This is a genomic window from Methylobacterium ajmalii, from assembly GCF_036448855.1.
Taxonomy (GTDB): Bacteria; Pseudomonadota; Alphaproteobacteria; order Rhizobiales; family Beijerinckiaceae; genus Methylobacterium; species Methylobacterium ajmalii.
Genome location: NZ_JAZFXT010000028.1, coordinates 263,922 through 287,564, shown reverse-complemented (window position 1 = coordinate 287,564; position 23,643 = coordinate 263,922). Strand labels below are relative to the sequence as shown.

17 protein-coding genes are annotated in these 23,643 nt (G+C 71.6%); 1 reads left to right on the top strand and 16 read right to left on the bottom strand.

Going from position 1 to position 23,643, the window contains the following annotated elements; all coding sequences use genetic code 11:
- Nucleotides 1–152 precede the first annotated feature (152 nt).
- A complete protein-coding gene (locus V3T34_RS14760) occupies nucleotides 153–1,616 on the top strand; it encodes an MDR family MFS transporter (RefSeq protein ID WP_091881332.1) in 1,464 nt (487 codons plus the stop codon).
- A gap of 37 nt (nucleotides 1,617–1,653) precedes the next feature.
- On the opposite strand, the gene V3T34_RS14755 is transcribed toward V3T34_RS14760, so the two are convergent.
- From V3T34_RS14755 to V3T34_RS14680, 16 genes are all read right to left on the bottom strand, one after another.
- Entirely contained in the window at nucleotides 1,654–2,490 is an 837-nt protein-coding gene (locus V3T34_RS14755) for a response regulator (protein ID WP_167543910.1), read from the bottom strand.
- Nucleotides 2,491–2,646: 156 nt separating this feature from the next.
- Nucleotides 2,647–3,618, bottom strand: coding sequence for a tyrosine recombinase XerC (locus V3T34_RS14750; protein ID WP_060846829.1), 972 nt, complete (start codon nucleotides 3,616–3,618; stop codon nucleotides 2,647–2,649).
- 82 nt (nucleotides 3,619–3,700) lie between these two features.
- Nucleotides 3,701–4,579, bottom strand: coding sequence for an aldose 1-epimerase family protein (locus tag V3T34_RS14745; RefSeq protein WP_305077675.1), 879 nt, complete (start codon nucleotides 4,577–4,579; stop codon nucleotides 3,701–3,703).
- A gap of 60 nt (nucleotides 4,580–4,639) precedes the next feature.
- Nucleotides 4,640–6,313 carry a DEAD/DEAH box helicase gene (locus V3T34_RS14740; protein ID WP_060846831.1) on the bottom strand — a complete coding sequence of 558 codons (1,674 nt, stop codon included), beginning with the start codon at nucleotides 6,311–6,313 and terminating at the stop codon, nucleotides 4,640–4,642.
- Nucleotides 6,314–6,587: 274 nt separating this feature from the next.
- Nucleotides 6,588–10,412, bottom strand: coding sequence for an ATP-binding response regulator (locus tag V3T34_RS14735; protein WP_305077673.1), 3,825 nt, complete (start codon nucleotides 10,410–10,412; stop codon nucleotides 6,588–6,590).
- 124 nt (nucleotides 10,413–10,536) lie between these two features.
- On the bottom strand, nucleotides 10,537–11,085 hold the full coding sequence (locus tag V3T34_RS14730) for a gluconokinase (protein ID WP_305077672.1): 549 nt from the start codon (nucleotides 11,083–11,085) through the stop codon (nucleotides 10,537–10,539).
- A 244-nt stretch (nucleotides 11,086–11,329) separates the two neighbouring features.
- Nucleotides 11,330–12,733 (bottom strand): dihydrolipoyl dehydrogenase, encoded by a 1,404-nt coding sequence (gene lpdA / locus V3T34_RS14725; RefSeq protein WP_091881343.1) that lies wholly within the window; start codon nucleotides 12,731–12,733, stop codon nucleotides 11,330–11,332.
- Between the two features lie 175 nt (nucleotides 12,734–12,908).
- On the bottom strand, nucleotides 12,909–13,655 hold the full coding sequence (locus V3T34_RS14720; protein WP_060846835.1) for an SDR family oxidoreductase: 747 nt from the start codon (nucleotides 13,653–13,655) through the stop codon (nucleotides 12,909–12,911).
- 185 nt (nucleotides 13,656–13,840) lie between these two features.
- Nucleotides 13,841–15,109: a 2-oxoglutarate dehydrogenase complex dihydrolipoyllysine-residue succinyltransferase gene (gene odhB, locus V3T34_RS14715; protein WP_305077671.1), complete on the bottom strand. Its 1,269-nt coding sequence runs from the start codon at nucleotides 15,107–15,109 to the stop codon at nucleotides 13,841–13,843.
- A gap of 84 nt (nucleotides 15,110–15,193) precedes the next feature.
- Entirely contained in the window at nucleotides 15,194–18,148 is a 2,955-nt protein-coding gene (locus tag V3T34_RS14710) for a 2-oxoglutarate dehydrogenase E1 component (RefSeq protein WP_091881346.1), read from the bottom strand.
- Nucleotides 18,149–18,395: 247 nt separating this feature from the next.
- Nucleotides 18,396–19,280 carry a succinate--CoA ligase subunit alpha gene (sucD, locus tag V3T34_RS14705; protein WP_305077670.1) on the bottom strand — a complete coding sequence of 295 codons (885 nt, stop codon included), beginning with the start codon at nucleotides 19,278–19,280 and terminating at the stop codon, nucleotides 18,396–18,398.
- A gap of 13 nt (nucleotides 19,281–19,293) precedes the next feature.
- Nucleotides 19,294–19,686, bottom strand: coding sequence for a hypothetical protein (locus V3T34_RS14700; protein ID WP_305077669.1), 393 nt, complete (start codon nucleotides 19,684–19,686; stop codon nucleotides 19,294–19,296).
- 19 nt (nucleotides 19,687–19,705) lie between these two features.
- On the bottom strand, nucleotides 19,706–20,905 hold the full coding sequence (sucC, locus tag V3T34_RS14695) for an ADP-forming succinate--CoA ligase subunit beta (protein WP_305077668.1): 1,200 nt from the start codon (nucleotides 20,903–20,905) through the stop codon (nucleotides 19,706–19,708).
- Between the two features lie 80 nt (nucleotides 20,906–20,985).
- Nucleotides 20,986–21,948 (bottom strand): malate dehydrogenase, encoded by a 963-nt coding sequence (gene mdh / locus V3T34_RS14690; RefSeq protein ID WP_305077667.1) that lies wholly within the window; start codon nucleotides 21,946–21,948, stop codon nucleotides 20,986–20,988.
- Between the two features lie 250 nt (nucleotides 21,949–22,198).
- Nucleotides 22,199–22,975: a TetR/AcrR family transcriptional regulator gene (locus V3T34_RS14685; RefSeq protein WP_082742476.1), complete on the bottom strand. Its 777-nt coding sequence runs from the start codon at nucleotides 22,973–22,975 to the stop codon at nucleotides 22,199–22,201.
- Nucleotides 22,976–23,078: 103 nt separating this feature from the next.
- Nucleotides 23,079–23,639, bottom strand: coding sequence for a DUF533 domain-containing protein (locus V3T34_RS14680; protein ID WP_060846841.1), 561 nt, complete (start codon nucleotides 23,637–23,639; stop codon nucleotides 23,079–23,081).
- Nucleotides 23,640–23,643: the final 4 nt, after the last annotated feature.

Genomic DNA, 23,643 nt, shown 5'->3' with positions numbered 1-23,643 from the left:
CTGCGCGGGTCTGGCCTGCGCGCGGCGCCGGTTGCTTTCCGGGCCGATCGGTTTAGCTGCGACGCGGGACGTCGCCGGGGCGGTTCCTCCCGCGAGGGCCCCTCCCCTGCCGGCGACGCCACGCCCAAAGCCGCCCCGTCGAGAAGAGCCCCATGACGACCCCCCGGACGACGCGCCGTCCCCTCGTGATCGCCGCCGTGATGGCCGCGATGGCGATGGTGGCGATCGAGGCCACGATCGTCTCGACGGCGATGCCGGGCATCGTCGGCGAGCTCGGCGGGCTGTCGATCTACGCCTGGGTCTTCTCCGGCTTTCTCCTGACCCAGACCGCCGCCACCATCGTGTTCGGCAAGCTCGCCGACATCCACGGCAGGAAGCCGGTGCTGCTCATCGGCATCGCGGTCTTCCTCGCGGCGTCCTTCCTGTGCGGCCTCGCCTGGTCGATGCCGGCGATGATCGCCTTCCGGCTGATCCAGGGCATCGGCGCGGGCGCGATCCAGCCGGTCTCGCTCACCATCGTGGGCGACCTCTACACGGCCCAGGAGCGCGGGCGGATCCAGGGCTTCCTCGCCAGCGTCTGGGCGATCTCGGCGGTGGTCGGGCCGCTGGCCGGCGGCTTCATCGTCGCGCACGCCTCGTGGTCGTGGATCTTCTGGATCAACCTGCCGGTCGGCGTGGTGGCGAGCGGCCTGTTCCTGGCCTTCCTGCACGAGGGCGAGCGGCGCGAGCGCCGGCCGGTCGACGCGGCGGGTGCCGCGCTGTTCACGCTCACGGTCGCGGCCCTGATGGTCGGGCTGACCGAGGCCGGCGAGGGCCGCTGGCCGGTCGTCGGCCTGGCCGCGGGGGTCGGCCTCGTGGCGGCGGTGCTGCTCGCCGTCCAGGAGCGCCGGGCGCCGGAGCCGGTCATCGACGCCTCGCTCTGGCGGCGCCGGCCGATCGCGGCGGCCAACGCCGCCTCGCTGCTCGCCGGCATGGCTCTGATCGGGCTCACCACCTTCCTGCCGATGTACGTCCAGGGCGTGCTCGGCCAGACCCCGATCGTCGCCGGCATGGCGCTCACCGTGATGGTGCTCGGCTGGCCGATGGGCGCGACGCTGGCGGCGCGCAACCTGCACCGCTTCGGCCTTCGCCGCATCCTGGTCTGCGGCAGCCTGCTGCTGCCCCTCGGCGCCGTCGCCTTCGTCACCCTCGAGCCCGGCAGCTCGCCGGTGCGGGCCGGCCTCGGCTCGCTGGTGATGGGCTTCGGCATGGGGCTCCTCAGCAACGCCGCCCTGATGCTGATCCAGGAGATCGTGCCCTGGACCCAGCGCGGCAGCGCCACCGCCTCGAACATCTTCTCGCGCAACCTCGGCAGCACGCTCGGCGCCACGGTGTTCGGCGCGGTGCTCAACCACGGCCTGTCGGCGGCGGGCAGCACGGTCACCGCCGACAGCCTGCAGCAGGCGCTGGCGGCGGGCGGCCTGCCGGGCGATGCCGAGAGCGTCCGGTTGGTGCTGCAGCACGCCCTGCACCAGACCTTCTGGGCGGTGCTGCTGATCTCCGCGCTCGCCTTCGCCACCGCCCTCCTGGTGCCCCACGTCGCCCTCGGCCGCACCCGCGAGGTGCCGGCGGAGTGACGGGCGACCCGATGGCCGAGGCCGTCGTCCCGACGGTTCAGGCCGTGCGGGAGGAGGCCTGTGCCGGCAAGGCTTCGGTGATGGCGTTGAGCAGGTAGGGCCGGCGCAGGTCGAGCACGTGGTAGAGCACCCGGTCGACGTCGCGGGCGAAGAACGGCTTCCTTAGCACGTAGTCGATGCCGAAATGGCGCGAGGCATGCGCCATGGTGGCGGCGTCGCCCCCGGTCATCAGCACCAGCGGCGTCTCGGGCGCCACCTCGCGGATCTGGCAGGCAAGCTCGAGCCCGCCGCCGCCGCCGCGCAGGCCGAGGTCGATCAGCGCGACGTCGCAGGCCGCCTGCCGGGCGAGCTTCAGGGCATGCGGGGCGCTCTCGATCTCGTCGACCGCGAGGCGGAACCCGGAGGTCGCCAGGATGCGTCGCACCAGGGCCCGGCTCTGCGGAGCGCTGTCGACGAGCAGCAGCCGGGTCGGCTGACGGCGCCGGGCATGGGCCTGGAGCAGGCCGGCGACGTGCCCCTCGTCGAGGGGCAGGCGCAGGAACTCGTGCGCGTCGAGGTGCTGGGCGACCTCGGTCCAGCGCGGGAAGATCTGCGAGGCGACCAGGATCAGGCACGGCACGACGTAGCCCTGCGCCTTGAACCGGGCGACGGCCTCCGGGCCGGTCGCATCCTCGAATTGCAGGCCGACGAAGGCGAGAACCGGGCGGTGGAGCAGGCAGAGTTCGCAGGTGTCCCGGCTCGTCTCCGCCTCGATGATGACCAGCGAGGGATCGTGCGCCCGGATCAGCTCCGCCAGCCTGCCGCGCAAAGCGGGGTCGCGGTCGGCGACGAGGGCCGAGGCCGGTCCGCTGGCGCGGGCATCACTGTGGCTCACCGGCATCGTGCTTCGTCCGCGTGGATGACGACCGTCGGGATCGCCCGGGCCGAGGGTTGCACCGGGGCCCCGGCTACCCGGAGGTTATACTCGTAAGGCTCAAAGCTTAGCGCCAGATTACGAGACGGCGGGCATCCCGTGCCCCGCGACGTGGCCTCACGAGGCGCGGGCCCGGGGGTGGGCGGCGTCGAAGGCTTCGAGCAGGCGCGCGGCATCGACCTTGGTATAGACCTGCGTCGTCGCCAGGGAGGCGTGGCCGAGCAGCTCCTGGATCGCCCGCAGGTCGCCCTGGCGGGCGAGCAGATGCGAGGCGAAGGAGTGGCGCAGCGCGTGCGGGGTCGCGGTGTCGGGCAGGCCGAGGGCGCCCCGCATCGAGGCGACGGCGAGCTGCACGATGCGCGGCGAGAGCGGACCGCCCTTGGCGCCGACGAAGAGCGGGCCCTCCCCTGGCAGGGCATAGGGGCACAGGCGCAGGTACTCCTCCACCGCGGCCTGGACCTGGGCGATCACCGGCACGCTGCGGGTCTTCTGGCCCTTGCCGACCACCGTCACGGCATCCGTGCCCGCCACCGGGGCGTCGCGGCGCGCCAGGCCCAGCGCCTCCGAGATGCGCAGGCCCGAGCCGTAGAGGAGCGCCAGCACCGCGGCGTCCCGGGCCAGCACCCAGGCCGGGCGCTCGTCGCCGGCGCGGATGTCGGGGCTCGCCATCGCGATCGCGGCGGCGACGGGCAGCGGGCGGGGCAGGCGCCGCTCGACCTTGGGCGAGCGCACGGCGGCCAAAGCCGCGACGCTGCCGTGCCCCTCCCGATCGAGATGGCGGGCAAAGGAGCGCAGGCCAGCGAGCGCCCGCATCAGGCTGCGGCCGCCGACCCCCTCCTGGCGCCGCGCCGCCATGAAGGCGCGCACGTCCCGGGGCTTCAAGCCGATCAGGGCCGGGATGTCGGGATTGGCGCCCTGGCGGGCGAGATGGGCGAGGAACTGGCGGAGGTCGCGCCGGTAGGCCTCGACGGTATTGGGCGACAGGCGCCGCTCCGAAGCGAGCCCGTCGAGCCAGGTCATCGCCGCGGCCCGCACGTCGGGTGCGCCGGGCAGGAGCAGGTCGGCGGGCTCGGAGGTGGGTGCTGGCATGGCGGTCCGGGCTCCGGTCGCGGGATCGGGCCGCCGAGTAGGCCCGATCCCGGTTGACGGCGGGTTGACGGGAGCGGAGCGGTCAGGCCGGGGCGAAGCGCAGGGTCACGCCGTGCCGGGCGTGGGCGCCGGGCGCCAGCAGGCGCTGCGAGTCGCGCGCCGCGAGCTCGCCGGAAAACCCCATCCAGTCGGCGTGGCCGGTCCAGCATTCGAGCGACAGGAACGGCGCCGTCGGCTTCGTCCAGACCGCGAGGTGGGGAAAATCCTCGGCCTCGAGGGCGATTGTCGCGCCCGACGGGGCGGTGAAGCGCATCGCCCGGCTGCGGGCGTTCAGGAACACCAGCGCCTCGGTGAAGAGCTCGGGGTCGAGGGGCAGGGTGTCGCCGTCGAGCGGCAGCGCCCGCTCGGTGCGCACCAGGAGGCCGCCGGGGCCGACCTCCGGTACCGCCGGCCGCTCGGGCTCGTCGAAGCGCACCGCGTAGCCGCCTGCGGCCGACCGCTCGCCGCCCGCGAAGGGCCACGGGAAGGCCGGGTGGAAGCCGAGGCCGTAGGGCAGCGGCTCCGACCCCGGATTGTGGACCTCGCAGGCGAAGGCCAGCGCCCCGTCGCTCACCGTGGCGGTGATGTCGAGGCGGAAGGCGAACGGGTAGGCGGCGCGGGTCTCGGGCGTGTCGGTCAGGCGCAGCGTCACGCGGTCCTCGGCCTGCGCCACCACGGCGAAGCGGCTGTCGCGGGCAAAACCGTGCTGGGCCATCGGGTAGGCGCGGCCCGCGACCGTCACGGCGCCGCCCGCGGAAGCGCCGACGACCGGGAAGAGCCAGGGGGCGTGGCGGTTCCAATGCGCCGGGTCGCCCTCCCAGAGGTACTCGGTGCCGGCGACCCGCCAGGAGACCGGCTCGGCGCCGCCGAGCGCGATGCGGGCTTCGGTGTCGCGGTGGCGGATCTCGACGGTGTCGGTCATCGGGGCCTCGTGTCTGACGAGGCCCCTGTTACCGGCTGACGGCAGATCCGGGAATGGGCGTCAGCCGCGCCGGGCGGTGTTGCGCCGGGGCGCGCGCGGGCGCGGCGGCACGTCGGCCTCCCCGCCGGCCAGGGCCTCGACCTGGAGGTCGGCCGGTCCGGTGCGCGGAAAGGCGTGGGCGAAGCGCTCGGCGGCGCCGCCGCGGACCTCGAACTTGGTCTCGCGGTCGAAGATGCGGATCGCGCCGATCTCCTCGCGGGTCACGTCGCCGCGCCGGCACAGCATCGGCAGCAGGCGGCGCGGGTCGGCGTTGTCGCGCCGGCCGACGTTGAGGCGGAACCACACGCTCGAGCCGAATGGGGCCCGCGGCCCGTCCCGCGGGGTCGTCTCGCGCTTGGGCGCCAGGCCGCGGCCGGTCGTGAAGCCCGGATCGGTGACCTCCTCCGGGGAGGGCATGCGGGCGCGGTAGGCCCGCACCAGGGCGGCGGCGATGTCCTCGGCCGAGCGCTGCGCGAGCAGGGACTGGGCCATCGCCCGGTCCTCGTCGCTGACCTCGTCGGTGACCAGCGGGTCCTGGAGCAGGCGGTCGTGGTCGAGGGCGCGGATCTCGTCGGCCGGCGGCGGGCCGGACCAGACCGGGACCACGTTGGCCCGCACCATCAGCTCCTCGGCCCGGCGGCGGCGGGACGGCGGCACGAGCAGCACGCTGATGCCCTTGCGCCCGGCCCGGCCGGTACGGCCGGAGCGGTGCTGCATCACCTCGGCGTCGTTGGGCAGCTCGGCGTGGATGACGAGGCCGAGGCCCGGCAGGTCGATGCCGCGGGCGGCGACGTCGGTCGCGACGCAGACCCGGGCGCGGCCGTCGCGCAGGGCCTGGAGCGCGGCGTTGCGCTCGCCCTGGCCGAGCTCGCCCGAGAGCGCCACGGCCTGGAAGCCGCGCTCGGTCAGCACCGCCTGGAGGTGGCGCACCGAGTTGCGGGTGTTGCAGAACACGATCGAGGTGCGCGCCTCGATCTGGCGCAGGGTGTTGACGACGACGAGCTCGGTCTCCCGCGGCAGGATGCGGAAGGCGCGGTACTCGATGTCGGCATGCGCCTTGGTCTCGCCGGCGACCGCGATGCGCATCGCGTCGCGCTGGTAGGACTCGGCCAGCGCCACGATGGCCTTCGGCAGGGTGGCGGAGAACAGCAGCGTGCGCCGCTCGGCCGGGGTGGCGCCGAGGATGAATTCCAAGTCCTCGCGGAAGCCGAGATCGAGCATCTCGTCGGCCTCGTCGAGCACCGCGGCGCGCAGGGCCGACGGGTCGAGGTTGCGGCGCTCGAGGTGGTCGCGCAGGCGGCCGGGAGTGCCGACCACGATGTGGACGCCGTCGGCGAGCCAGCGGCTCTCGCGCCGCGGGTCCATGCCGCCGACGCAGGAGACGACGCGGGCGCCGGCCGGGCCGTAGAGCCAGGACAGCTCGCGGTGGACCTGGAGCGCCAGTTCGCGGGTCGGCGCGATCACGAGCGCGAGCGGCGCGCCGGGCGCGGGCAGCATCTCGGCGTCGCCGAGAAGCGTCCGGGCGAGCGCCAGGCCGTAGGCGACGGTCTTGCCCGAGCCGGTCTGGGCCGAGACGACGAGGTCGCGGCCTTCGGTCTCGGGCTCGAGGACGGCGGCCTGGACCGGCGTCGGGTCTTCGTAGCCGCGGTCGGCGAGGGCCTTGGCGAGGGGGGCGGGCAGAGCAGGAAACGGCACGTGGATTCGATCCCGGGTAGAGGCGACGCGCGGGGATCGAATCGGCTCCGGAGGCCCATGGCTTGGTAGCACATGGCCTCGACAGAGGGCCGGCCGCGGCTTGCGGCGGGCGCTCGCGGCGCGCGGGGAATCCCTACGGTCTTTTCGTGGAGGAGCGAGCTGTTACAGGGGTTCGCCCGCGAGGTCCACCCCGGGTGCCGCATGGCGGGCGGGCTCCCGGGAGATGGCTGGCGCCCCGCGGCCGGGACGTGCCACGCCTCGTCCGGACATCGCATCACCCCTCGATCATCGCCCGGATGCGCCGGGCCAGGAGGTCGATCGGGAAGGGCTTGGTGATCATCTGCATGCCGGGCGCCAGGAACCCGGCCGTGGCGGCGTTCTCGGCGTAGCCGGTGATGAACAGCACCTTGAGGGCGGGGCGGTGCTCGCGGGCGGCGTCGGCGAGCTGGCGGCCGTTGAGGCCCGGCAGGCCGACATCGGTGACGAGGAGGTCGATGCGGCTCGCCGCCCGCAGGGCGGCGAGGCCGGACGGGCCGTCGCCGGCCTCGAGCGGCCGGTAGCCGAGGTCGCGCAGCACGTCGACGATGAGGCTGCGCACCGCCGGCTCGTCCTCCACCACCAGCACGGTCTCGCCGCTGCCCGCGACCGGGCGGGCGGCCGGGTCCGGGGACGGAGCCTCGGCCTCGGCGGGCGGGCCGGCATGACGGGGCAGAAAGAGCGCCACGGTGGTGCCGCGGCCGACCTCCGAGGCGATGATCGCGTGGCCGCCGGACTGGCGGGCAAAGCCGTAGATCATCGACAGGCCCAAGCCGGTGCCCTGGCCGATGGGCTTGGTCGTGAAGAACGGATCGAAGGCGCGGCGGGCCACCTCGGGCGGCATGCCGGTGCCGGTATCGGTGACGGCGAGGCGGATGTAGGGGCCCGGCGTCACGTCGGCGTGGGCGGCCGCGAAGATGCCGTCGAGCTCGACGTTGCGGGTCTCGATGGCGAGCCGCCCGCCGTCGGGCATCGCGTCGCGGGCGTTGATCGCGAGGTTGAGGATCGCGCTCTCGAGCTGGTTGGCATCGCACAGCGTCGGCCACAGCCCGTCGGCGAGGCGGGTCTCCAGGGCGACGGTCTCGCCCAAGGTCCGGCGGACCAGGTCCTCCAGGGAGGCGACGAGCGCGTTGGCGTCGACCGGGCGCGGGTCGAGGGGCTGGCGCCGGGCGAAGGCCAGCAGCCGGTGGGTCAGCGCCGCGGCGCGCTGGGCCGAGGTGAGCGCGGCGGTGATGTAGCGCTCGGCGACGTCGGTGCGCCCCTGCGCCAGCCGGGTCGAGAGCAGGTCGAGCGAGCCGACGATGCCGGTGAGCAGGTTGTTGAAGTCGTGGGCGATGCCCCCGGTGAGCTGGCCCACCGCCTCCATCTTCTGGGCCTGGCGGAAGGCCTCCTCCAGCTCGCGCTGCTCGGTGACGTCGCGCCCGACGGCGTGGAGGTGGTCCTCGCCCGGCACCGCGGTCCAGGACAGGGTGCGGTAGGAGCCGTCGGCGTGGCGGTAGCGGTTCTCGAACAGCCGCGTCGTCTGGCCGTCCTCCAGGCGCTGGGCCTCCGCGGCGGTGCGGACGCGGTCGTCGGGGTGGACGAGGTCGAGGAACGAGCAACCGACCACCGCCTCGGCCGCCCAGCCGAGCACCGTGCGCCAGGCCGGGTTGACGGCCGTGACCGTGCCGTCGAAGCGCGCGACAAGCATCACGTCCTTCGACAGGCGCCACATCCGGTCGCGCTCGCGGGTGCGCTCGGCGACCTGGGCCTCCAGGGTCTCGTTGACCCGCCGCAGGGCGTCGGCCGCCTCGCGCCGGACGAGGGCGAGGCGCAGGTTGCTCTCGATCCGCGCCAGCAGCTCGCGGGCCGAGAACGGCTTGACGAGGTAGTCGTCGGCACCCGCGCCCAGGCCCTCGATCCGCGCCTCCTCGCCCGCCCGGGCGGAGAGCAGGATCACCGGGATGGCCCGGAGGGCCGGATCGGCCCGCAGCGCTGCGAGGAGCCCGAACCCGTCGAGGCCCGGCATCATCACGTCGGAGACGACGACGTCGGGCGCGAGGCGTCGGGCGGCCGACAGCGCCGCGTGGCCGTCGCCCACCGCCTCGACGACGTGGCCGGCATCGCCCAGCAGGCGCCGGACGTAGGCGCGCATGTCGGCGTTGTCGTCGGCGAGCAGCACCCGACCCCTGAGGCCGGACGGGACGAGGCCGGGTTCCGGGCCGGAACCGGGTTCCTCCTCGCCGAGCCAGCGCGTCGCCTCCTCGACGAAGACCTGCGAGCGCGTGGCGGTCGAGGGGCCGGTCCGTGCGGCGCGCAGGCGGTCGGCCGGCAGGTGGGCGGCGCCGAGCGGCAGGCTCACCGTGAAGATGCTGCCCTCGCCCGGGCGGCTTTCGACCCCGACGGTGCCGCCGTGCAGCCGGACGAGCTCCTGCACCAGGGCCAGCCCGATGCCGGACCCCTCGAAGCTGCGCCCCTGCGCGCCCTCGACCCGGTGAAAGCGCTCGAACAGCCGCGGCAGCTCGGCCTCCGGGATGCCGAGGCCGGTATCCGACACGCTCAGCACGGCCCGGCCCCCCTCCGCCCGCAGCCGCACGGCGATGCGGCCCGCGAGGGTGAACTTGAAGGCGTTGGAGACGAGGTTGAGGACGACCGTCTCCCACATCTCCGGGTCGACGAAGGCCGGCTCCGCCGCGGGCGGCCCGGGCAGGCCCGGGCAATCGACGTCGAGGACGAGGCCGGCCTTGTCGGTGGCCGAGCGGAAGCTCGAGGCGAGCTCCGCGGTGAAGCGGGGAAGGTCGAGGGGCTCGAAGGCGGCCTGGGACCGGCCGGCCTCGATGCGCGAGAAGTCGAGGAGCGCGTTGACGAGCCTGAGGAGGCGCTGGCCGTTGCGGTGGGCAAGCTCCACCAGCCGGCGAGTGTCGGGATCGAGCGCCGAGGGCGCGGAGTCCAGGACCTCGCCCAGCGGCCCGAGCATCAGGGTCAGGGGCGTGCGGAACTCGTGGCTGACGTTGGAGAAGAACTCGGTCTTCTGCCGGTCGAGCGCGGCGAAGGCCTCGGCGCGCCGCCGCTCGGCCTCGTAGGCGGTGGCGGTGGCGAGCCCCGTGGCGACCTGCCCGACGAACAGCGCGAGGAAGCCGCGATAGGCCTCGTCGAAGGGCCGGTAGGGATTGAGCCCGGCGACGAACACCCCGGCCGGGCGGGCCTGGCCCTGCCGGGCGATCGGCAGCACCAGGGCGTGGGTGGGTGGACGATCCCAGGGACCCGCCGGCAGGCCGGCGAAGAGCGGGCCGAGCTCGGCCACCGGCACCGGCCCGCCGTCGGCGCGGTCGAGGAGGCCGAGCGCCACCGCCCCGGCCTCGCCGGCGAGCCCGACCGCCGGGTGCTCCGGCCCGAGCCCGGCCCGGGCGAGCAGGACCGGCCCCAATGCCCCCTCGCCGGCGAGATAGGCGAGCGCCACCGGCAGGTCGCGGGTGCCCTCCCCCGTCCCGTCTTCCCTCAGGCAGCCGGAGGCGACGGCGCCGACCTGCGGCACCGTGCGGGCCCCCGCCATGCCGGCCCCGAGATCGCGCAAGGAGCGCAGGCGCCGCTCGCCGATGACCCGCTCGGTCTCCTCCGAGACCACGCACAGCATGCCGGTGACGCGGCCGGCATCGTCGGCCAGCGGGCTGTACGAGAAGGTGTGGTAGCTCTCCTCGGTGAAGCCGCGCCGCTCGAGAAACAGCAGCAGATCCTCGTCCCAGGTCGCCTGGCCGGTGCTCAGCACCTGGGCGATGCGCGGGCCGATATCGGGCCAGATCTCGGCCCAGACCACGTCCGAGCGCGCGCCGAGCGCCCAGGCCTCCTTGACCCCGAGGGTGGGCTTGTAGGCGTCGTTGCAGAAGAAGGTGAGCTCGGGTCCCCACGCCATCCACATGGCGAAGCGGGAGCCGAGCATGATCCGCACCGCCGTGGTCAGCGATTGCGGCCAGCCCTCGACCGGCCCGAGCGGCGTCCCCGCCCAGTCGCGGGCACGCAGGCGCGCGCCCATCTCCCCGCCACCGGGAAACAGCGTGTCGTGCGCATGTGCCGAATTACCAGGCATGGGTATCGTCCCGCATACCCTGGCGATGGCACGGGCGCCCTGCACTGTCAAAAACCAAACAATCGACCACCATGACCCATGTTGCCCGGCGGAACGATCGGGCGCCTCGGCCGGGGGTCCGTGCTCAGGCCGTCCGCGGCCCGGGGCCCTTCAGGGTCTCGACGATCTCGGCGACGATCGCCTGCGGGGTGGCGCCGATCGAGACCACCAGCGGGTCCTCGTCGGGCGCCGGCTCCTCGAGGGTGCGGAACTGGCTGTCGAGCAGGCTCGTCGGCATGAAGTGGCCGTGGCGGGCGGCCATGCGCCGGCCGATCAGCTCCCGGTCGCCCTGGAGGTAGACGAGGCGGACATCGGGCCGGCCGCCGACCAGCATGTCGCGATAGGCGCGCTTGAGGCCCGAGCAGGTCACGACCCCGTGCCGCCCCTCGGCCCGCACCCGGTCGATCCAGGCCGCGATGGCGGCGAGCCAGGGCCAGCGGTCCTCGTCGGTGAGGGGATGGCCGGCCTGCATCTTCTCGACGTTGGCGGCGGGGTGGAAGTCGTCCCCGTCATCGAACTCCCAGCCGAGCCGGCCGGCGAGCAGGCTCGCCACCGTGGACTTGCCGGAGCCCGAGACGCCCATCACCACGACGACGGAGGGGGAAGTCGCGTTTCTTGCCGCATCGTCCATCATGGCGTGTCCTCCGACTTTTCTTTGATATTCCGGAACAGACGATACCGATCCTGCCGCCCACCCCCCCTTTGCGGGGGAGGGTGGTCCCTGCGTCGGCAGGGGCCGGGAGAGGGGCGGCGCGACGATGCCGGATTTGCGCCCGTCACCACGGTCGCGACCTCTCCGGAAGCGTGGCTCCCCTCTCCCGGCTCACTTCATGCGCCACCCTCCCCCCGCGGAGGGGGGAGGGTTCGCCCGCGAGCCCTCACATGTGCAGCGCGCGCTTCTCGACCGCGAGCGCGGCTTCCTTGACCGCCTCGGTCAGGGTCGGGTGGGCGTGGCAGGTGCGGGCGATGTCCTCGGACGAGGCGCCGAACTCCATCGCCACCGCCACCTCCATGATGAGGTTGCCGGCGTCAGGCCCGACGATGTGGACCCCGAGCACCCGGTCGGTTCCGGCATCGGCCAGCACCTTCACGAAGCCGTCGGTGGTGTGGTTCACCTTGGCGCGGCCGTTCGCGGTGAACGGGAACTTGCCGATGTTGTAGGCGATCCCGTCCTTCTTCAGCTCCTCCTCGGACTTGCCGACCGAGGCGACCTCCGGCGTGGTGTAGACCACGTTCGGGATCACGCCGTAATTCACGTGGCCCGCCTTGCCGGCCAGGATCTCGGCGACCGCGACGCCCTCGTCCTCGGCCTTGTGGGCGAGCATCGGGCCGGCGATCACGTCGCCGATGGCGTAGATGCCGGTGACGTTGGTGGCGTAGCGGTCGTCGGTCTGGATCCGGCCCTTGTTGTCGAGCTGGACGCCGACCGTGTCGAGGCCGAGGCCCGCGGTGTAGGGCGTCCGGCCGATGGCGACGAGCACCACGTCGGCCTCCAGCGTCTCCGCCGTGCCGCCCGCGGCCGGCTCGACCGTAACCTTGGCGCCCTCGCCGGTGCGCTCGACGCCGGTGACCTTCTGCGACAGGCGGAACTCGATGCCCTGCTTGGCGAGGATGCGCTGGAACTGCTTGCCGACCTCGCCGTCCATGCCGGGCAGGATCCGGTCGAGATACTCGACCACGGTCACCTGGGCGCCGAGCCGCCGCCAGACCGAGCCGAGCTCGAGGCCGATGACGCCGGCGCCGATGACGACGAGCTTGCCCGGGACCTTCGTCAGGTCGAGGGCGCCGGTCGAGGACACCACGACCTCCTCGTCGATGGTGACGCCCGGCAGGTTGGCGACGTCCGAGCCCGTCGCGATCACGACGTTCTTGGCCTCGAGGATCTGGTTGCCGCCATCCTCCGAGGTCACCTCGACCCGGCCGGCGCCGGCGAGACGGCCGGTGCCCTGGAACGCCTCGATGCCGTTCTTCTTGAGCAGGAACGCGACGCCCTTGGTGTTGCCGTCGACGCCGTCCTGCTTGAACGCCATCATCTTCGCCAGGTCGAGCTTGGGCTCGCCGACGGTGATGCCGAGCACCGGGAAGTGCTTGGTTGCCTCCTCGAAGGCTTCCGAGGCGTGCAGCAGGGCCTTCGAGGGGATGCAGCCGACGTTGAGGCAGGTGCCGCCGTGGGCCGGGCGCTTCTCGACCACGGCGGTCTTCAGGCCGAGCTGGGCGGCGCGCAGCGCGCAGACGTAACCGCCGGGGCCGGTGCCGATGACGACGAGATCGTAGGAGGACATGCGGGACTCGCGAGGTTGGGAGCGGCCGGCCGCGGGGGCGCCGCCGCTGCGATGGATGGGAGGATGAGGGAGGCTAAGCAGACTTGCGTTGGCAGGCCAACGCTACGCCCGCTTAGGTTCTTGTTTTGTCGCAGATTGTCGGCGCCGAACCGGTAACCACTTCGGCGAAATCCGCTTAGCGGCCGCCCGAGACGGTCAGGGTCGCGCCGGTGGCGTAGGACGCCTCGTCGGAGAGGAGCCACAGCACCGCGGCGGCGATCTCGTCGGCGGTGCCGGCGCGCTTCATCGGCACCGTGGGGCCGAGCCGCGCCAGCCGGTCGGGCTGGCCGCCGCTGGCATGGATCTCGGTCTCGATCAGGCCGGGGGCGACGCCGTTGACGCGGATGCCTTCCGCGGCGACCTCGCCGGCGAGACCGGTGGTGAGCGTGTCGATGGCGCCCTTGGAGGCCGCGTAGTCGACGTACTGGTTCGGCGCGCCGAGGCGGGCGGCGACCGACGAGATGTTGACGATGACGCCGCCCTGCCCGCCGTGGCGGGTCGACATCCGCCGCACCGCCTCGCCGGCGCACAGGAACGAGCCGACGACGTTGGTGGTCATCATCCGGTGGAGACGCGCGAAGGTCATCTCGTCGACCCGGGCCGCGTGGTCGACGACGCCCGCGTTGTTCACGAGCCCGCCGAGCGTGCCCAGACCGTCGGCGGCCTCGAACAGGGCCGGGATGTCGGCCTCGACCGCGACGTCGCTGCGGACGGCGAGCGCCGTGCCGCCGAGATCCTCGATCTCCCGCACGAGCGAGTCGGCGGCGTCCTTGGCCGCGACGTAGGAGAAGCAGACCCGCCAGCCGGCCCGCGCCGCCCGTAGGGCAACGGCACGGCCGATGCCGCGGCTGCCGCCGGTGACCACCAGGACCTTGTCCGTCATCGTCGTGCTCCCCGATGTCGAGAGACCCTTCCCCCAGGCGACGAAGCTATCCGGGAGATAAAAAGGCGCGGGTTTCCCCTCTCCCCGCGGGCGGGGAGAGGAGGAGACCCGTGCCACTCTCGTCACGCCAGTTTTCCGAAGGCCCCTCCCCCGGGCGGGGCAGGGGCTCCGGTTTCAAGCGGCCTTCAGAGGTCGAGCACGAGGCGCGCCGGGTCCTCCAGGGCCTCCTTGACCCGCACCAGGAAGGTCACGGCCTCCTTCCCGTCGACGATGCGGTGATCGTACGACAGGGCGAGGTACATCATCGGCCGCGCCTCGATCTTGCCGTTACGCACGACCGGACGCTCCTCGATGCGGTGCATGCCGAGGATGCCCGATTGCGGCGCGTTGAGGATCGGGGTCGACATCAGCGAGCCGTAGATGCCGCCGTTGGTGATCGTGAACGTGCCGCCCTGCATGTCCTCGATCGACAGCTTGCCGTCGCGGGCCTTGCGGCCGAAGCCGGTGATGGCCTTCTCGATGCCGGAGATCGACAGCTGGTCGGCGTCGCGCACCACCGGGACGACGAGGCCCTTGTCGGTGCCGACCGCGATGCCGACGTGGTAGTAGTTCTTGTAGACGATGTCCTGGCCGTCGATCTCGGCGTTGACCGCCGGCACGTCCTTCAGGGCGCCGATCACCGCCTTCGTGAAGAAGCCCATGAAGCCGAGCTTGGCGCCGTGCTTCTTCTCGAACACGTCCTTGTACTGCTGGCGCAGGGCCATCACCGCGCCCATGTCGACGTCGTTGAACGTCGTCAGCATCGCGGCGGTGTTCTGCGCGTCCTTCAGGCGCCGGGCGATGGTCTGGCGCAGCTTGGTCATGCGCACCCGCTCCTCGCGGGAGGCATCGTCCGGGGCGGACGGGGCGCGGGCCGCCTGGGGGGCCGCCGGGGCGGGAGCGGAGGCGCCCGACGAGATCGCCGAGAGCATGTCGCCCTTGGTGACGCGGCCGTCCTTGCCGCTGCCCTTCACGGACGACGGGTCGACGCCGGATTCCTGGGCGAGGCGGGCGACGGCCGGGCCGTTGTCGCCGGTCGAATGACCCTTCGGGGCGGCGTCGCCGTGGCTGCCATAAGAAGCCGACGACGACTTCGGGGGCGCCTCGGCGGCGGCCTTCGGGGCCTCCTTGGGGGCCTCGGCCTTGGGAGCGGCCGCGCCGTTGCCGGCGGAGGCGCCGCCCTCGACGATCGAGCCGAGGAGCGCGCCGGGCTCGACCGTCTCGCCGTCCTTGGCGACGATCTCGCCGAGCTGGCCCGAGGCCGGGGCGTTGACCTCGAGGGTGACCTTGTCCGTCTCGAGCTCGACCAGCGGCTCGTCGGCCTTCACGGTGTCGCCGGGCTTCTTGAACCAGCGGCCGATCGTGGCCTCGCTCACGGACTCGCCGAGCGTCGGGACGCGGATTTCGGTGGCCATGTCTTCCGTCAGGGTTGGGGCGGTGGGGATGCGCCCGGAAAAAACGTTAGGCGGCGCCCCTCGCGGGGCGCCGGTGAAGGGGGATCAGACCGCCAGGGCCTCGTTGAGGAAGGCCTGGAGCTGGTCGAGGTGCTTCGACATCAGGCCGACGGCGGTCGAGGCCGAGGCCGGGCGGCCGATGTAGCGCGGACGCTTGGAGGCGGAGCCGGCCTGGTTGAGGACCCACTCGAGGTAGGGCTCGACGAAGGCCCACGAGCCCATGTTCTTGGGCTCCTCCTGGCACCACACCACCTCGGCGTTGCGGAACCGGGAGATCTCGGTGGCCAGCGACTTGAGCGGGAACGGGTAGAGCTGCTCGACGCGCATCAGGTACACGTCGGAGATGCCGCGCTTCTCGCGCTCCTCGTAGAGGTCGTAATAGACCTTGCCCGAGCACAGTACGACGCGCCGGACCTTGTCGTCCTTCGACAGCTTCACGCCGTCCTGCGCCTTCTCGGCGTCGTCCCACAGCACGCGGTGGAAGGTCGAGCCCTCGGCGATGTCGGCGAGCGCCGAGACCGCCCGCTTGTGGCGCAGCAGCGACTTCGGGGTCATCAGCACCAGCGGCTTGCGGAAGTCCCGCTTCAGCTGGCGGCGCAGGATGTGGAAGTAGTTCGAGGGCGTCGTGCAGTTGGCGACCTGCATGTTGTCCTCGGCGCACATCTGCAGGTAGCGCTCGAGGCGGGCGGAGGAGTGCTCCGGACCCTGGCCCTCGTAGCCGTGCGGCAGCAGCATCACCAGGCCCGACATGCGCAGCCACTTGCGCTCACCGGACGAGATGAACTGGTCGACCACGACCTGCGCGCCGTTGGCGAAGTCGCCGAACTGCGCCTCCCACAGCACCAGGGAGTTCGGCTCGGCCAGGGTGTAGCCGTACTCGAAGCCGAGCACCGCCTCCTCCGAGAGCATCGAGTTGATGACCTCGTAGCGGCTCTGGCCGTCCTTGATGTGGTTGAGGGGCGTGTAGCGCTCCTCGTTCTCCTGGTCGATCACCACCGAGTGGCGCTGCGAGAAGGTGCCGCGCTCGACATCCTGGCCCGACAGGCGGACACGGTGGCCCTCGGTCAGCAGCGAGCCGAAGGCCAGCGCCTCGGCGGTCGCCCAGTCTAGGCCCTCGCCGGTCTCGATCGCCTTGGCGCGGTTGTCGAGGAAGCGCCGGATGGTGCGGTGCAGGTGGAAGTCCTGCGGCACCGTGGTGATGGCCTGCCCGATCTGCCGCAGGGTGTCGGCCGGCACGCCGGTGCGACCGCGGCGCGGGTCGTCCTCGTCCTCGCGCACCGCCTTCAGGCCCGACCAGCGGCCGTCGAGCCAGTCGGCCTTGTTGGCCTTGTAGCCGGTGGCGATGTCGAACTCGCTGTCGAGGGTGGCGCGGAACTCGGCCTTGCGGTCGTCGAGCTCCTTCTGGCTCACCACGCCGGTCTCGGTCAGCCGCTTGCCGTAGGTCTCGAGCGTCGAGGGGTGCTTGCGGATGATCTGGTACATCTTCGGCTGGGTGAACGCGGGCTCGTCGCCCTCGTTGTGGCCGAAGCGGCGGTAGCAGAGCATGTCGATCACCACCGGCTTGTGGAACTTCTGCCGGTACTCGGTGGCGATCTTGGCCGCGAAGGTGACGGCCTCGGGGTCGTCGCCGTTGCAGTGGAAGATCGGCGCCTCGACCATCTTCGCCACGTCGGACGGGTAGGGCGAGGAGCGCGAGAAGCGCGGATCGGTGGTGAAGCCGATCTGGTTGTTGATGATGAAGTGGATCGAGCCGCCGGTGCGGTGGCCCTTCAGGCCCGACAGGCCGAAGCACTCCGCCACCACGCCCTGGCCCGCGAAGGCGGCGTCGCCGTGGATGAGGAGCGGCAGCACGTTGGTGCGCTGTTCGTCGCCCTGCTGGTCCTGCTTGGCGCGCACCTTGCCGAGCACCACCGGATCGACGATCTCGAGGTGCGACGGGTTGGCGGTCAGCGACAGGTGGACGGTGTTGCCGTCGAAGGCCCGGTCGCTCGAGGCGCCGAGGTGGTACTTCACGTCGCCCGAGCCCTCGACCTCCGCCGGCGAGGACGAGCCGCCCTTGAACTCGTGGAAGATCGCCCGGAACGGCTTCGACATCACGTTGGCGAGCACGTTGAGGCGGCCGCGATGCGCCATGCCCAGCACGATGTCGGTGACGCCGAGCGCGCCGCCGCGCTTGATGATCTGCTCGAGCGCCGGGACCATCGCCTCGGAGCCGTCGAGGCCGAAGCGCTTGGTGCCGGTGTACTTGAGATCAAGGAACTTCTCGAAGCCCTCGGCCTCGATCATCTTGTTGAGGATCGCCCGCCGGCCCTGCTCGGTGAACGAGATCTCCTTGTCCTTGCCCTCGATGCGCTCCTGGATCCAGGCCTTCTCCTCGGGATCGGAGATGTGCATGAACTCGACGCCGAGGGTCTGGCAGTAGGTCCGCTCCAGGATCGCGACGATCTCCCGGATGGTGCCGAACTCGAGGCCGAGCACGTTGTCGAGGAAGATCGGCCGGTCCCAATCGGACTCGGCGAAGCCGTAATGCTGCGGATGCAGCTCCTCGTGGTCGCCGCGCGGCTGGAGGCCCAGCGGATCGAGCTTGGCGTGGAGATGGCCGCGCATGCGGTAGGCGCGGATCAGCATGATCGCGCGGACCGAATCCTTGGTCGCCTGCTGCACGTCGACCGGGGCGACCGCCTGACCCTTGGCCTCCTGCTTGGCCTTGATCTTCTCGCCGACCGCCTTCTCGATCTGGGCCCAGTTGCCGTCGAGCGCCGAGACGATGTCGCCGTTGGCGGCGACCGGCCAGTTCGGCTTGGTCCAGGACGCGCCCTCCGCGTTCTTGACCACGATCGCGCTCTCCTCCTTCAGGCCGGAGAAGAAGCTGCGCCACTCGGGATCGACCGCGTTGGGATCCCGGGTGTAGGTCGCGTAGAGCTCCTCGATGTAGTCGGCGTTGCCTCCGTAGAGGAACGAGGTTCCGAGGAGGGCGTCGTTCGCGTCCTGGCGTGCCATGGCGATCTGTCTATCCGCGCTGGTCGATCGGAGCCCGGCTTCTCGCCAGCAGTTGAGGCGGGAGGATGGCGGGTGATCGACGGTGGGGGCGCCCGGTCTCACCGGACGCGAGGATGTCTTACGAACTCAAGAGAGTTGACGTTTGCTTGCGATATGGGTGCGGAACCGAGATTCCGCACGCCACGCCTGCCATGCGCGGGGCGAGGGGCCGGGGATCCGGAGACATCCCGAGCCCCCCCGCGGCGCATCAGCCCGTCAGGACCTCGACCAGGGTCTTGCCGAGGCGGGCCGGCGACGGCGAGACGCGGATGCCGGCCTCCTCCATCGCGGCGATCTTGTCCTCGGCGCCGCCCTTGCCGCCCGAGATGATCGCGCCGGCGTGACCCATGCGGCGGCCGGGAGGGGCCGTGCGGCCGGCGATGAAGCCGACCATCGGCTTCTTGCGGCCGCGCTTGGCCTCGTCGCGGATGAACTGCGCCGCCTCTTCCTCGGCCGAGCCGCCGATCTCGCCGATCATCACGATCGACTCGGTCTTGTCGTCGGCGAGGAACATCTCCAGCATGTCGATGAACTCGGTGCCCTTGACCGGGTCGCCGCCGATGCCGACCGCGGTGGTCTGGCCGAGGCCCTCGTTGGTGGTCTGGAACACCGCCTCGTAGGTCAGCGTGCCGGAGCGCGACACGATGCCGACCGAGCCCGGACGGAAGATGTTGGCCGGCATGATGCCGATCTTCGACTCGCCGGCGGTGACGATGCCGGGGCAGTTCGGGCCGACGAGGCGCGACTTCGAGCCCTCGAGCGAGCGCTTGACCCGCACCATGTCGAGGACCGGGATGCCTTCCGTGATGCAGACGATCAGCGGGATCTCGGCGTCGATCGCCTCGCAGATCGCGTCGGCGGCGCCCGGCGGCGGCACGTAGACCACCGAGGCGTCGGCGCCGGTGGCGTGGCGGGCCTCCTTCACGGTGTCGAACACCGGCAGGCCGAGATGGGTCGCGCCGCCCTTCCCCGGCGAGGTGCCGCCGACCATCTTGGTGCCGTAGGCGATCGCCTGCTCGGAGTGGAAGGTCCCGTTCTTGCCGGTGAAGCCCTGGCAGATGACCTTGGTGTTCTTGTCGATGAGGATGGACATCAGACGTTTCTCTTCAGGATGGGCGGGAGATTTCGGAATCCGAAACGGACGCAGTAGGATCCTTTGGGCGTGCCAGCAGGTAGCTGATCGCAGCGATGATCCAGGCCGAAACTGTCAGTACCCAGAGGCTGTAGCCTGCCCAGAGAGCTAGGGCGTTCGAGAGCACACGCGACATGAACTCAGCATCTCGCGTGTTGGCCGCACCGCCTCCGAGCAGCATCTGCACATCTTTGATGGCCACGGTCAGGAGTCCCAGGCCGGCGATGGCAAAGAGCGACGCGCGCCAAAACCACCAAACGCCTGGAACACCTGAACGAATCGCCCCGATGATCTGACCTCCAATGGCCAGAGCAATGACACTGCCCAAAAGGTAGGGGCTGATCAGGGTTCTGACCGCAGCGTCCATGACCGTTTCAAGCTCCGGCTCAAGCCGCCTTCTTCACAGCCGCGACGATCTTCTGCGCCGCGTCGTCGAGATCGTCGGCCGGGATCACGTTGAGGCCCGAGGAGCGGATGATCTCCTTGCCCTTCTCGACGTTGGTGCCCTCGAGGCGCACCACTAGCGGGACCTGCAGGCCCACCGCCTTCACGGCCGCGATCACCCCGTTGGCGATCACGTCGCACTTCATGATGCCGCCGAAGATGTTGACCAGGATGCCCTTCACGTTCGGGTCGGCGGTGATGATCTTGAAGGCCGCGGTGACCTTCTCCTCCGAGGCGCCGCCGCCGACGTCGAGGAAGTTCGCCGGCTCCTCGCCGTAGAGCTTGATGATGTCGAGCGTCGCCATGGCGAGGCCGGCGCCGTTCACCATGCAGCCGATCGTGCCCTCGAGCGCGATGTAGGCGAGGTCGTACTTCGAGGCCTCGATCTCCTTCTCGTCCTCCTCGGTGACGTCGCGCAGTTGCACGATCTCCGGCTGGCGGTAGAGGCTGTTCGAGTCGAACGAGATCTTGGCGTCCAGGCACTTCAGGTGCCCGTCCTTGGTGACGATGAGCGGGTTGATCTCCAGCATGCTCATGTCCTTGGCGGTGAACGCCCGGTAGAGCTTGGTGGTGAGGTCCTCCGCCTCCTTGGCGAGCGGGCCGGTCAGCCCGAGCGCCTTGGCGACCGCGCGGCCGTGATGCGGCAGCACGCCGGTGGCCGGGTCGACCGAGAAGGTGACGATCTTCTCGGGCGTGTCGTGGGCGACCTGCTCGATGTCCATGCCGCCCTCGGTCGAGACCACGAAGGCGACCTTGCCGGTCTCGCGGTCGACGAGCATCGACAGGTAGAACTCGGTCTCGATGTCGGAGCCGTCCTCGATGTAGAGGCGGTTGACCTGCTTGCCGGCCTCGCCGGTCTGCACCGTCACGAGGGTGCGGCCGAGCATCTGCTCGGAGAAGGCCTTGACCTCCTCGACCGACTTGGCGAGGCGCACGCCGCCCTTCTCGCCCGCCTCGGCCTCCTTGAACTTGCCCTTGCCGCGCCCGCCGGCATGGATCTGGGACTTCACGACCCAGAGCGGGCCGCCCAGCTCCTTGGCGGCGGCCTCGGCCTCGGAGGCCTTGAAGATGGCGCGGCCGTTCGAGACCGGCAGGCCGAACTCCTTGAGGACGGCCTTGGCTTGATACTCGTGGATGTTCATGGGGCGACAAGCTTTCTTTTCGTCAGGCGGGGGCGGGCGGGAAGGCGGCGCGGGGATCCCCCCGCGCCGCCCGTCGGGCCTTACGCCAGCGCGCCGTTGATGCCCTTGCAGGCCTCGACCAGGCCATTGACGGAGTTGACCGACTTCTCGAACATCGCCTTCTCCTCAGCCGTGAACTCGACCTCGACGATGCGCTCGACGCCGTTCTCGCCGATCACGATCGGCACGCCGATGAACAGGCCGTCGACGCCGTACTGGCCGGTGAGGTGGGCCGCGCAGGGCAGGACCCGCTTCTTGTCCTTGAGGTAGCTCTCGGCCATCGCGATGGCCGACGCCGCCGGCGCGTAGAAGGCCGAGCCGGTCTTGAGCAGGTTGACGATCTCGCCGCCGCCCTTGCGGGTCCGCTCGACCATCGCGTCGAGCTTCTCCTGGGTGGTCCAGCCCAGCTTGACGAGGTCGGGCAGCGGCACGCCGGCCACCGTCGAGTAGCGCACCAGCGGCACCATGTCGTCGCCGTGGCCGCCGAGCACGAAGGCGGTGACGTCCTCGACCGAGACCTGGAACTCCTCGGCCAGGAAGTGGCGGAAGCGGGCCGAGTCGAGCACGCCGGCCATGCCGACGATCTTCTTCGGGTCGAGGCCCGAGAACTTCTGCAGCGCCCACACCATCGCGTCGAGCGGGTTGGTGATGCAGATCACGAAGGCGTTCGGGGCGTGGGTCTTGATACCGGTGCCGACCGCTTCCATGACCTTCAGGTTGATGCCGATCAGGTCGTCGCGGCTCATGCCGGGCTTGCGCGGCACGCCGGCGGTGACGATCACCACGTCGGCCCCGGCGATGGCGCTGTAGTCGCTCGCGCCGCTGTACTTGGCGTCGAAGCCGTCGACCGGAGCCGACTCGGCGATGTCGAGGCCCTTGCCCTGCGGCACGCCATCGGCGATGTCGAACAGCACGACGTCGCCCAGCTCCTTGAGGCCGGCGAGGTGCGCGAGCGTGCCGCCGATCTGTCCAGCGCCGATGAGCGCGATCTTCTTGCGTGCCATGTGAGAACCGATCCTTCGCGGTGTGATGGAACCGTCGGGGGCCGGGGTCCGCTCGCGAGGAGCCCGCGCCGGCGGGTGCCTCTTTGGCGAAAAAAGCCGGGGCCGACAACCCGAGGGCCCGGCGCGGGGCGCCCGGGCACGGCCGCGGCAGCGCTTCCGGGGCGTCACGCGATCCGGATTTGCATTTTATTGCAACGGACTACGACGACACCCGACTGATCATTACATTTCGGACACTTTGTCAGCGCGGCTAGAGCGTACCGAGGCGCAGGATGCGCAGCATCGCCCGAATGATCGCGCCGAGGCGGACCTCGATCAGGTCGCGGGGGACCTCGGCGTCGAGCTGGATCGAGACCGGGTGCAGGAAGCGGTGGCTGGTGTCGAAGATGAAGGCGAGGCCGCGCTCGCGGTCGCGCAGCGAGAAGGTGCCGGCATTCATCCCCTCCTCGATCACCCGCTCGACGAGCTGGCGCAGGCGGCCGCGGTGGCGCCGGGCGATCGGCCGGGATTCGACGGTGGCGTCGCGATGGACCGCGAACAGATGCGGATCGCGCACCAGCACGTCGCGCTGCATCGAGGCGAGCGCCAGGAGCAGGCGCTCGAGCTTGTCGTCGGCGGGGTCGGGTGCGTCCGCGATCGCGCCGAGTTCGGCCTCGACCTCCCGCAGCCAGCGCCCCGCCACCGCGTCGACGAGCGCGGTCTTCGACGGGAAGTAGCGGTAGACGTTGGCATGCGTCATGCCCGCCTCGGCGGCGACGCCTACCACCGTGACCTGGCGGTGGCCGAGCCGGCGCAGGTGGTCGGCCGCGATGGCCAGCAGCCGCGCATCCGCCGAGAGCGGCGTCGCGCGGGCGCGGGGGCCGAGCCCGGCGGAGGCAAGCCCGGCCAGGACGGGTCCGGCGGCGGAGGCCCCGACGGAGGCTTGCCCGACAGGGGCTTGCCCGTTGGAACTCTGCGCCCCGGGGAACGGTGCGTCCGTCGGATGCGGCTCGTCGCGGGGCTGGGCGCCGGGGCGGCTGCGGGGCATGGAACTCGGGAACGCTCGGGATCGGTTGGCGCGACGACCCCGACAGGTTAGCGCCCGGCCGCTCGCAGGAGAAGCCCCGCGGGACAGTCGTGAGGCCGCAGTATTATACCCGGTAGCGCCGGTGCAGGCTCGACACCACGTCCTCGGCCAATCCCAGGCGCTCGGCCAGATAGGCGAGATAGAGCTGGTTGACCCGGCGGCGCTGGTCCACGGCGAGCAGCGAGGCGACGTACGCGTAGGCGCCGAGGTCGGCGTCGAGGATCGCGTCGAGGAGATCGCCGAGCGCCAGCGGCGCGGCGAGCGCCTTGTCGAGGCGCTGGCGCTCGGCCTCCGCGGCGCTGATCCGGGTGAGCGCGTCGCGCACCGGGGCGGGATCCTGCCGGCGCCCCTGCGCCAGGAAGGCCGCCGCCATCGCCTGGATCACGAGGTCGCGCTGGGCCGGCTCCAGCACCCGGAGGTTGAGGGTGAGCGGCACCAGGGTCTGGTGGCGGTTCTGCAGGAAGGCGTGCAGCACCTTCTGGCCCAGGGCCTCGGTCACCACCGCGTCCGCCCGCCCCGCCCGCCGGTCGCGCCGCGAGGCCCGGGCCGGGGCGGTCCCCGGCTCCTCGACCTCCCCGGCCGGGTCGTCGCGCCCGAAGGCGCGGGTGAGGAAGGCGAAGCTCATGCGG